Annotated in this window: 10 protein-coding genes and 1 pseudogene; 4 read left to right on the top strand and 7 right to left on the bottom strand. The window is 68.0% G+C overall.

The window, feature by feature from the left end; all coding sequences use genetic code 11:
- Nucleotides 1–53 precede the first annotated feature (53 nt).
- From B0293_RS25240 to B0293_RS25230, 3 genes are read right to left on the bottom strand one after another with little or no spacing between them, the layout of a single operon-like run.
- Nucleotides 54–488 (bottom strand): GNAT family N-acetyltransferase, encoded by a 435-nt coding sequence (locus B0293_RS25240; RefSeq protein WP_039920155.1) that lies wholly within the window; start codon nt 486–488, stop codon nt 54–56.
- Between the two features lie 22 nt (nt 489–510).
- Nucleotides 511–1,071 carry a TetR/AcrR family transcriptional regulator gene (locus B0293_RS25235; protein WP_005168568.1) on the bottom strand — a complete coding sequence of 187 codons (561 nt, stop codon included), beginning with the start codon at nt 1,069–1,071 and terminating at the stop codon, nt 511–513.
- Complete coding sequence (locus B0293_RS25230) at nt 1,072–1,398, bottom strand: DMT family transporter (RefSeq protein WP_005168566.1); 327 nt, start codon at nt 1,396–1,398, stop codon at nt 1,072–1,074.
- A gap of 169 nt (nt 1,399–1,567) precedes the next feature.
- On the opposite strand from B0293_RS25230, the gene B0293_RS25225 reads away from it, so the two are divergent.
- The 3 genes from B0293_RS25225 to B0293_RS25215 all read left to right on the top strand — a co-directional run bounded on the left by B0293_RS25225 (nt 1,568) and on the right by B0293_RS25215 (nt 5,609).
- Nucleotides 1,568–3,862, top strand: a complete 2,295-nt coding sequence (locus B0293_RS25225) for a (Fe-S)-binding protein (RefSeq protein ID WP_005168563.1) — start codon at nt 1,568–1,570, stop codon at nt 3,860–3,862.
- 319 nt (nt 3,863–4,181) lie between these two features.
- Nucleotides 4,182–4,583: a DUF742 domain-containing protein gene (locus tag B0293_RS25220; RefSeq protein WP_245192205.1), complete on the top strand. Its 402-nt coding sequence runs from the start codon at nt 4,182–4,184 to the stop codon at nt 4,581–4,583.
- Between the two features lie 30 nt (nt 4,584–4,613).
- Nucleotides 4,614–5,609: a cation diffusion facilitator family transporter gene (locus tag B0293_RS25215; protein WP_077241382.1), complete on the top strand. Its 996-nt coding sequence runs from the start codon at nt 4,614–4,616 to the stop codon at nt 5,607–5,609.
- Here B0293_RS25215 and B0293_RS25210 read toward each other — a convergent pair.
- Together B0293_RS25210 and B0293_RS25205 are read right to left on the bottom strand one after the other, a co-directional pair.
- Complete coding sequence (locus tag B0293_RS25210) at nt 5,603–6,295, bottom strand: CAP domain-containing protein (RefSeq protein WP_085939793.1); 693 nt, start codon at nt 6,293–6,295, stop codon at nt 5,603–5,605. The genes B0293_RS25215 and B0293_RS25210 overlap by 7 nt on opposite strands.
- A 121-nt stretch (nt 6,296–6,416) precedes the next feature.
- Nucleotides 6,417–6,884 (bottom strand): MarR family winged helix-turn-helix transcriptional regulator, encoded by a 468-nt coding sequence (locus B0293_RS25205; RefSeq protein ID WP_005168219.1) that lies wholly within the window; start codon nt 6,882–6,884, stop codon nt 6,417–6,419.
- A 73-nt stretch (nt 6,885–6,957) separates the two neighbouring features.
- On the opposite strand from B0293_RS25205, the gene B0293_RS25200 reads away from it, so the two are divergent.
- Nucleotides 6,958–8,148 (top strand): FAD-dependent oxidoreductase, encoded by a 1,191-nt coding sequence (locus B0293_RS25200; RefSeq protein WP_005168221.1) that lies wholly within the window; start codon nt 6,958–6,960, stop codon nt 8,146–8,148.
- A 5-nt stretch (nt 8,149–8,153) separates the two neighbouring features.
- Here the strand turns inward: B0293_RS25200 and dcd are convergent, their stop codons facing one another.
- Nucleotides 8,154–8,735 carry a dCTP deaminase gene (dcd, locus tag B0293_RS25195; protein WP_016338162.1) on the bottom strand — a complete coding sequence of 194 codons (582 nt, stop codon included), beginning with the start codon at nt 8,733–8,735 and terminating at the stop codon, nt 8,154–8,156.
- Between the two features lie 13 nt (nt 8,736–8,748).
- Nucleotides 8,749–9,954 (bottom strand): annotated as a pseudogene (locus tag B0293_RS25190) (oxygenase MpaB family protein).
- Nucleotides 9,955–10,017: the final 63 nt, after the last annotated feature.

Raw genomic sequence — 10,017 nt, 5'->3', positions numbered from 1 at the left:
GAGACCGCCCGCCCTTCACCGCCTGCGATGCGGGGAAAGTCCCCTTCAGCCCCCTAGGCCTGTCCGTTCGCCCGCGTCCGCTCCATGTACTGCCCCTCCGGCGGGTCCCCGAAGCCGAACTTCCGGTACAGCTCGTGCGCGTCGGCGGTGTGCAGCATCCACCGGAACTCCGCGCCCGGTCCGTTCTCGATCATCTCCCGGACCAGCTCCTTGCCGAGCCCCGCGCCGCGCGCCTCGTCGACGACGAAGACGTCCGCGAGATAGGCGCTGCCGATCGTGTCCGAGAACGCCCGCGCGAAGCCGACGAGGCGTCCGCTAGAAGACTCGTACGCGCCCACGACGCGCCAAGCGTTCCTGAAGACCTTCTCGACCATCTCGCGGTCACGCCACTTGCCCCAGTAGACGTCGGTGGACAGGTGCTTCCACACCACGTCGAGGTCCACCCGTGCCGGGTCGTCGTCCAGTTCGTATGCGCCGACAGTCCTCATGATCCGCACGTTACCCAGCAGGTCAACGCGGTTTCAGCAGGTAGTCCACCACCGGCCGCAGTTCCTCCGCGGACGGCGGCTCGTCGTCGATGAGGCCCTGGATCAGGAGGCCGTCGATCCCGGCGAGGAACACCCGGAACGCGACCTCGTCGTCGTGCCGGACCATCGAGGTCAGCACGTCCAGCCAGCGCCGCGCGGCGGGCCGCAGCTCGGGTTTGCGCGCGGCCAGCAGGTACAGCTCGTACTCCGCCATCGTCCGCCCGCGCCGCGGGCCCAGCGCCTCCGCGAGCAGCCCGGCGACCTCTTCCGCGCCGCGGCTGCCGCGCGACCGGGCGCGGTCGATCATCCAGTAGACCTCGGTCGCCATGTCCCGCGCGCACGAGATGAGCGTCGCGATCAGCAGATCGTCGAGGCTGGAGAAGTGATAGGTCGTCGACGCCGTCGGCACGCCCGCCTCGGCGGCGACCGTCCGATGGGTGACCCCGGCGACGCCGTCCCGTTCGATCACCCGCAGCGCGGCCGCGATGATCTCGTCGCGCCGCTTCTCGCCCCTGGCCTTCCGGCCGTCGACCTGGATCTTCACTTAGTGCGCGCTCCCTGCCTCGATCAACACGACCCCGCCGACCACGAGTACCAGCCCGGCGATCACGGAGAAGTTGACCGGTTCCTTGAAGAACACGATCCCGACGGCCGCCACCAGCGCGACGCCGGCCGCGGCCCAGATCGCGTAGGCGACGCTCACCGGCACGCCGGCCTTCAGAACGTACGCGAGCGCGACGAACGCGAAGGCGTAGCCGACCACGACGACGATCGACGGTCCGACCTTGGAGAAGCCCTCGGAAAGCCTCAACGAGACGGTGGCCGTCACCTCCGCGGCGATGGCGAAAGCGAGGAGAAGGTACGCAGCCATGTTACAAAAACTACCTGGACGATCGTCTTAAAACAAAGAGAGGCGTACACCACATCGGTGGGACTTGGGCGCGGTCAGTGGGTTACCCATCAGTAAGAAGCATTAGTCTGCCCGAACCACACTCTGCCCACCCACCACTTGGCTTCATTCGGACGAAAGGCTCCCGACGATGGGCGCTGTACAGCTGACGCTCGGCGGGATCGCGGTCCTGCTCGGCGTCGTCGCCTGGGGAATGTTCTTCGCGACCATCGCCCGCTTCGTGCGGGTGATCCGCCTCGGTCAGCCGGACTCGACCCGCAACGGCCCGTTCATCCCGCGCATGAAGACCCTGATCAAGGAATTCGCCGCGCACACCCGGATGAACAAGGTCAAGAGCGTCGGACCGGCGCACTGGCTGGTCATGTGGGGCTTCCTGCTCGGGTCGCTCGCCCTGTTCGAGGCGTACGGAGAGGTCTTCGTCCCGACGTGGGGCTGGCCGATCCTCGACGACTGGTCGCTGTTCCAGCTGCTCATGGAGCTGCTCGGGGTCGGCACCATCGTCGGCATCCTGATCCTGATGGGGATCCGCCAGAAGAACCACCCGCGCCGCGCGGACCGGCAGTCCCGCTTCCAGGGCTCCAACTTCAAGTGGGCGTACTTCATCGAGGCTGTCGTGCTCATCGAGGGCATCGGCATCATCGGCGTCCGCGCCGCGAAGTCCGCGCTGGGCGTCCACGACACCCCGGTCTGGGCCGCGTTCGTCTCACACCCGCTCGGCCTGCTGCTGCCGTCCAGCCCGGACCTGGTCACGGTGTTCGCCTTCGTCAAGCTGATGAGCGCCACGATCTGGCTGATCGTCGTCGCGCGCACGATGACCATGGGCATCGCCTGGCACCGGTTCAGCGCCTTCTTCAACATCTACTTCAAGCGCGAGGCCGACGGCGGCGTCGCGCTGGGCGCGCTCAAGCCGATGATGAGCAACGGCAAGGTGCTCGACCTCGAAGAGGCGGACCCGGACGAGGACACCTTCGGCGTCGGCAAGATCGAGGACTTCAGCTGGAAGGGCTGGCTGGACTTCTCCACCTGCACCGAATGCGGGCGCTGCCAGTCGCAGTGCCCCGCGTGGAACACCGGCAAGCCGCTTTCGCCGAAGCTCGTCATCACGCAGCTTCGCGACCACGCCTACGCGAAGGCGCCGTATCTGCTCGCGGGCGGCAAGCGCGACATGGCGGGCGACGAGGTCGGCCTGTCCGGCGACAACATGTACGCGGGCATCGACGTCCTCGCGATCGCGGAGTCGCAGAAGGCGCTCGTCGGCGACGACGGCGGCATCGTCGACCCCGAGGTGCTGTGGTCCTGCACCTCCTGCGGCGCTTGCGTCGAGCAGTGCCCGGTGGACATCGAGCACGTCGACCACATCGTCGACATGCGCCGCTACCAGGTGATGATCGAGTCCGCGTTCCCCAGCGAGCTCAACGGGATGTTCAAGAACCTGGAGAACAAGGGCAACCCGTGGGGCCAGAACGCCAAGGACCGGCTCGCCTGGACCGAGGACCTGGACTTCGAGGTGCCGGTGTTCGACGGCGACCTCGGCGACACCGAGTACCTCTTCTGGGTCGGCTGCGCCGGCGCGTTCGAGGACCGCGCGAAGAAGACCACGCGCGCCGTCGCGGAACTGCTGCACATCGCGGGCGTGAAGTACACCGTGCTCGGCTCGGAGGAGTCCTGCACCGGTGACCCGGCCCGCCGCGCGGGCAACGAGTTCCTGTTCCAGATGCTGGCGCAGCAGAACGTCGAGATCCTGAACTCGGTGTTCGAGGGCCGCGAACGCAAGGCGCGCAAGGTGGTCGTCACCTGTGCCCACTGCTTCAACACCCTCGCGAACGAGTACCCGGAACTGGGCGGCCAGTTCGACGTCGTGCACCACACGCAGCTGCTCAACCGCCTGGTGCGGGAGAAGCACCTGACCCCGGTGGCCCCGGTCGCCGAGGACGTCACCTACCACGACCCGTGCTACCTGGGCCGGCACAACAAGGTCTACGACGCTCCGCGTGAGCTCGTCGGGGCCACCGGCGCGACGCTGCGGGAAATGCCGCGGCACGGCGACCGGTCGATGTGCTGCGGCGCCGGCGGCGCGCGGATGTGGATGGAAGAGAAGATCGGCAAGCGGATCAACGTCGAGCGCGTGGACGAGGCGCTCGGCACCGCGCCGTCGAAGATCGCGACCGGCTGCCCGTTCTGCAAGGTGATGCTCAACGACGGCCTCACCGCGCGCCAGAGCGACGGGCAGGCGAGCGAGAAGGTCGAGATCGTCGACGTCGCGCAGCTGCTGCTGAACGCCGTCAAGCGCAAGCCGGAACCGCAGCTGGTCCCGGCGGGAGCGCCGTCCCTGGACGCCGTCTCGGATGCTGAACTCGACGGGGACGCGGACAAGCCCGCCGCGGAACCGGCCACCGAGACGCCCCAGCCGGAGGAAGACAAGTAGAACATCGAGGTCGGAGGGAACATTCTCTCGCACATAATGCGAGAGAATGTTCCCTCTCGTTTTATCCTCGCGCGATTATTCCGTTTCCATTACCCGTTCGGCGGTACACCGTGGCGATAGGCTGGCGTTTCCTCGTTGCCGTTGTCGTCCACGAGGTTGCTTTAGGTGGCATGGCACAAGGTCCGAAAAAAAGGGGCGAGGGAAATCAATGGGCAACCGTCACGAACTCCGGTCGGGCAAGGAACACCGCCTCGCGACGCCGGGATCGTCGACTCTGCGTCCGCCTGCCCGTCTCCCGTCGGCCGCGGCGTTCGCCAGAATGGCCCAGGAAGCGACCATCCCCAGCATCCCGGCCGCCCGGCGGCCGCCGCGGCAGGAACGACGGCGCACGCGCGTCCGCCCGTACGTCCGCACGGGCGGACGCACGCAGTCCAAGCGGAACTTCGCGATCGAAGCGATGATTTCCGTCCGGAACGACGCCCCATGGAGCGCACCGGGGTTCAGTGTCGAATTCCATTCGGTCCGATCACTGTGCCGTCGTCCGACTTCCGTCGCGGAAGTGGCGGCGTCACTAAGCGTTCCGCTCGGCGTTGCAAAGGTCCTTTTGGGTGACATGGCCGAACTCGGTCTGGTTACCGTTCATGAAACGCAGGCTGAATTCGACGGTCACCCGGCACTCGCCTTGATGGAACGGGTGCTGCAGGGTTTGCGTCGCCTGTGAGATCGGCGCACTCGCACTACGCTGCCCAAGGTGAGTGAAGAATCCGGTGGCGAAAGCACCCTGACCGTGGTGCTGGCGGGTGGGGTCAACCTCGCCATCGCCGTGCTGAAACTGATCGCCGGGATCATCACCGGCTCCGGCGCGATGCTTTCGGAAGCCGTGCACTCGGTGGCCGACACGATCACCGAAGTCCTTTTGCTGACGGCACTGAAACGCTCGGACCGGCCCGCCGACCGCGTGCATCCCTTCGGCTACGGCAAGGAGCGGTACTTCTGGTCGCTGCTCGCGGCGGTGTCGATCTTCGCCTCCGGCGCGATGTTCGCGCTCTACGAAGGTTTCTCGACGGTGTTCGGCGAAGAGACCGAACAGACCGATCCGATCGTCGGCTACGCCGTCCTCGCGATCGCCTTCGCCCTCGAGTCCGTCTCGTGGTTCCAGGCCGTGCGGCAGGTGCGGCGCGACGCCGCCGCCGCGGACCAGAAGATCTCGGTCTATCTGCGGATGATCGACGACCCGGCGCCGAAGACCGTCCTGTTCGAGGATTCGGCCGCGCTGATCGGGCTGCTGCTCGCGTTCGCCGGGATCGGGCTGCACCAGCTCACCGGGTCGCACGTCTGGGACGGCGCGGCGTCGATCGCGATCGGGGTACTGCTGGCGCTGGTCGCCTACGTGCTCGGCCGCACCAACCGCGGTCTGCTGATCGGCAGGCAGGCGGATCCGAGGCTGGTGCGCGGGGTGCGGGACCACCTGATGGGCGCGCCCGAGATCGAGGCCGTGGTCGACCTCCAGACCATGCTGATGGGCACCGATCAGGTGCTCGTCTGCGCCCGCGTCGACTTCGACGACGCGCTGGGCGCGGCGGACGTCGAACGCGCCTGCGTCCGGATGGCGGCCGAGCTGACCCGGGACTTCGGGGACGTCACCGAGGTGTTCATCGAACCGGTCCCGCGGACGGATCCCGAACTGCGCGCGACGGTGCTGGCCCGCTACGGCGACATCGCCGAACGGTGGCAGAAGGGTCAGTAGCCGAAGTTCTGCGTCCAGTACATGCCCTTGGTGTTGACGCCGACGCCGATCTTCTTCAGCTTGCAGTTGAGGATGTTCGCGCGGTGGCCCTCGGAGTTCATCCAGGCGTCCATCACCTTGGCGGCGTTCTGCTGGCCCTTGGCGATGTTCTCGGCGCCGGGCTTGTCGTAGCCCGCGGTGCGGATGCGCTGGTCGAACGTGACGCCTTCCGGCGTGGTGTGCGAGAAGTAGTTCCGGGCCGACATGTCGTCGCTGTGGCCCTGCGCGGCGGTGGCGAGGTGGGATTCGTTGCTCACCGGCGAGCAGCCGGCGTCGGCGCGCTCGGCGTTGACGAGATCGATGACCTGACCGGCGAGCGAGCTGTCCTGCGAACGCGGCGGGTCCTGGGCCTTGCTCGGGGTGGGCTTGGGGGCCTCGGAAGGCGTGGCCGGCGGCTCGGGCGCGGCGGAGGAAGTGCTGGGCGGCGCGGAGGAAGACGTGGGAGCCGCCGAAGACGACGTCGGGGCGGCAGAGCCGGGCTCGGGGCCTGCCGGTGCCGGAGCGGACGTCTGACCGAAGTAGGCGGGAGGCTTCGCGAGGGCGTCGCCGGATCTGCCCTTGGTGTCGGGGACGCTCAGCGACAGGTTGCTCAACGCGGTGCCCTGGAACCGGTCGGTCACCATCAGGTAGCTCGCACTGGCGATCACCCCGCCCAGCAGGACGCTGAGCGTGACAAGCAGTAACCGGCCTCGTGTTCTATTGGGGGACACGGGGCCGAAAACTATCACGAACTGGTTACGGCAATACCCCCGAAAGTAGTAATACCGGTCAGCGGTTGCCGTGGGTGATCATTTCCGTGGACTCATGGGTGATCGCGGTCACGTCGGCCAGGAACCGGAGAACCGTCTCCAGCTCACCCTCCGTGTACCGCTCGCAGGCTTCGCGGACCGACTTCACCAGGTGATCCCACATCGGCGCGGCGGCGGCCATCATCCCCGCGTCGATCTCGATGAGCACCTTCCGCCGGTCTTCGGGATGCGGCTTCCGCGCGACGACCCCCTTGCCCACGAGCCTGTCGATGAGCGCGGTGATCGACGCCGGCGCCAGCCCCGAGAGCTGCGAAAGCGCCTTCGGCGTCTGGGGGCCGAAGCGGGCGAGGTAGTCGGCCACCTTGCTTTCGACGACCGAGAGGCCGCCCTGTTCGGCGATCGCCGTATGGAACATGACCGTCTCCGTCGACAACGCTCTCGATCCGCCGAGGATCCGCTCGACCAGTTCCGCTCGCTCACTTGACACGTCGGCCAGCCTAGCGGAGTCTTTAGTTCGATAGAACGAATTAGTTTCTAAGAGATTCGATGGGGTGAAAGACATGGCGAAGGCACTGATCGCCGGCGGGGGTATCGCGGGCACGATCACGGCGATCGCACTGCACGAGACCGGCCACGAGCCGGTGATCCACGAGGCGTACGACCGGACCGCGGAAGGCGTCGGCGCGTTCCTGACCCTTGCGGTGAACGGGCTCGACGCCTTGACGCCGCTGGGGCTGAAAGGACTGGTCAAGGACCTGGGATTCGACACGCCCCGGATCAAGATGCACCTGGGGAACGGGCGTGAACTGGCGGACTTCGCGCTCGGCGGGCAGCTCGAGGACGGCACCGTGAGCCAGACCGTGCTGCGCTCCGACCTGTACGTCGCCCTTCGCGACGAGGCCGTCAGACGCGGCATCGAGGTCCGCTACGGCAAGCGTTTGGCCGACGCGCGAGACACCGGCGGCGGCGTGCTCGCGACGTTCGCGGACGGCTCATCGTCCGACGGCGACCTGCTGATCGGCGCGGACGGGCTCCGGTCGCGGGTGCGGGAGATCATCGACCCGCGGGCGCCGTCACCGCGCTACGTGCCGCTGCTGAACACCGGCGGGCTGGCCGAGGGCCTGCGGCTGGACGACGAACCCGGCGTCATGCACATGACCTTCGGCAAGCGGCTGTTCTTCTCGCACGTCGTCCACCCGGACGGCGGCGTCTGGTGGTTCGCGAACGTGCCCCGCAAGCAGGATCCGGCGCAGGCCGAACTCGCCGCGATGACCGGCGACGCCTGGCGCGAGGACCTGATCCGGCGGCTGGCGGTGGACCGCACACCGGCCGTCGAGATCGTGCGCGCGACGCGGGAGATCTACCGGCCGTGGGCGACGTACGACTTCCCGAGCGTGCCGACCTGGCGGACGGACCGGATGGTCGTCATCGGCGACGCCGCCCACGCGACCTCACCGGCGGCGGGGCAAGGCGCCGCGATGGCGATCGAGGACGCCGTCACGCTGGCGCGATGCCTGCGTGACGTGCCCTCGATCCCGAAGGCGCTCGCCGTCTACGAAGGACTGCGACGCGAGCGCGTCGAGGCCGTCGTCGAGCGCGGCAAGCGCAACGGCGACGCGAAGGCGGTCGGCCCCGTCGGGCGGGTGATCCGGGACTTCTTCATCGCGCGGGCGTTCAAGAACCCGCCTTCGGAGGACCCGAACGCCTTCATGTGGCGACACCGGATCGACTGGGAAGCCCCGGTGGGCTGACCGCGCTACCTCCAGGTGTCGACGCGGTGGAAGTTCTTGTACGCGCGGCTCGGGGTCGGTCCCCGCTGCCCCTGGTAACGCGAGCCTGCCTCGTTCGAGCCGTACGGGAACTCCGCCGCGCTGGACAGGCGGAAGATGCAGAGCTGGCCGATCTTCATTCCCGGCCAGAGCGTGATCGGCAGGTTGGCCACGTTCGACAGTTCGAGGGTGATGTGGCCGGAGAAGCCGGGGTCGATGAAGCCCGCGGTGGAGTGGGTGAGCAGGCCGAGGCGGCCGAGGGAGGACTTGCCCTCCAGGCGGCCGGCGAGATCGTCGGCGAGCGTGACCGTCTCGTACGTCGAGCCCAGCACGAACTCGCCGGGGTGGAGGACGAAGGGGTCTTCGCCTTCCTTCTCGACCAGTGAGGTCAGCTCGTCCTGCTGGAGCTGCGGGTCGATATGCGTGTACTTGCTGTTGTCGAACACGCGGAAGAAGCGGTCGAGGCGCACGTCGATGCTCGACGGCTGGACCATGGTCGGGTCGAACGGGTCGACGCCGAGACGGCCGGCGTCGAGCTCTTTACGGAGGTCACGGTCGCTGAGGAGCACGCGCTCAGCGTAGTCAAGCGGCCTTCATGTGCCTGCCGTAGGTGGTGTCGGGCCGGAAGACCTTGGTGACCTGCCGGAGGTAGTGGCGGCGTCCGGCGGCCCCGATCAGCTCCTGGAGCGCGGTCGCCCCGGGCACCACCCGCCGGACCGTCTCGGCGGCGAAGTTGACCCCCGCCACCGCGACCACGGCCGCCTGCGCGATCGGGTCGTCGGGCAGTTCCAGGAAGTCGGCGTTGGTCTTGCCGAGCAGCAGCCTGCTGATCGCCCCGTGCCCCGCGACCGACACGTGCGCGAGGACCTTGCCGAGCGCGCCGCGGCCCTCGCCGATCCCGGCGTGGGACTTCATGAGCGCCGCGGCGAGCCGCTTGGAGTCGTCGTCGGGGATGAACTCGGTGGTGGCGAGCAGCCACAGCAGCCGCCAGGCGTCCTCCTCGTCGGCGGGCAGGAGTTCCTAGTCGACGCCCATCAGCCAGCCGACATAACGCCAGAGGTGCAGGATGTCGGCGCGCTCGCGGGGGCTGTAGCGGAGCCCGAGCAGCTGCGTGCCGAAGACGTAGACGAGGGAGAAGAGCAGGAGCGTGCCCGCGGTCTGGACCTGGTTGACCGGCTTGTCCCAAGCCGCGTAATCCCAGTCCTTGCGGCGGTTGATGGCCGCGCGGACGTGGGCGTGCACGATCCGCACCCGCAACGCGGACTCGTACCCGCGCCCGCCGGGCACCAGCGCGCCCGGCGTGGTGACGTGGATCCACCAGGTCGCCGTCTCGACAAGACGGCGTGACGCCTTGTACTCGATCTCGCCGGTGCCGACGAGCGACTTAGTGGCGCGCGAGGCGAGATAGCCGCCCATCAGCGAAACGTCGCCGAGCGGGAAGAGCCCGAGCAACCCGGCGCGCGTGATCGCCCGCGCCCCACGATCGATGCGGTCCGGATCGACCCAGTACGGCGTCGCCTCGACGTCGCGAAAGAACGCTTGGAGTTCCTCCGGCGACTCCTCGACGCTGTCGATGCCTTGCCGCAGCGCCTGTTCGAACTGGCCTTGGGCGCCTTTCCGCAGCAGTGGCACCAGCACGTCGGCCGCCGGATCCTCCCGCTGCGCGAACTCCCGCAGCCGGGCCACCTGACGCTCGTCGCCCCTGATGTCGCCGTCGATGAACAGCCTCGACGCGACCCGGAACCCGCCTTGACGGAACAGTTCGGGGTCAGGCAGCCGCTCGCCCATCCGGATCACCTCCGAGGTAGACAACAAGTGTTGTCACTTTCGGTGGCGCCGTCAAGGCGAGGT

The organism is Amycolatopsis azurea DSM 43854 (genome assembly GCF_001995215.1).
Taxonomy (GTDB): Bacteria; Actinomycetota; Actinomycetes; order Mycobacteriales; family Pseudonocardiaceae; genus Amycolatopsis; species Amycolatopsis azurea.
The sequence above is the reverse complement of the archived record's forward strand: the minus strand, read 5'-3'. Positions and strand labels throughout refer to the sequence as shown.

Excerpts from the sequence above, each read along its gene's own strand:
- B0293_RS25240 (WP_039920155.1), bottom strand. The coding sequence starts at position 488 with ATGAGGACTGTCGGCGCATACGAACTGGACGACGACCCGGCACGGGTG.
- B0293_RS25200 (WP_005168221.1), top strand. The coding sequence starts at position 6,958 with ATGGCGAAGGCACTGATCGCCGGCGGGGGTATCGCGGGCACGATCACG.
- B0293_RS25225 (WP_005168563.1), top strand. The coding sequence starts at position 1,568 with ATGGGCGCTGTACAGCTGACGCTCGGCGGGATCGCGGTCCTGCTCGGC.
- B0293_RS25220 (WP_245192205.1), top strand. The coding sequence starts at position 4,182 with ATGGCCCAGGAAGCGACCATCCCCAGCATCCCGGCCGCCCGGCGGCCG.
- B0293_RS25230 (WP_005168566.1), bottom strand. The coding sequence starts at position 1,398 with ATGGCTGCGTACCTTCTCCTCGCTTTCGCCATCGCCGCGGAGGTGACG.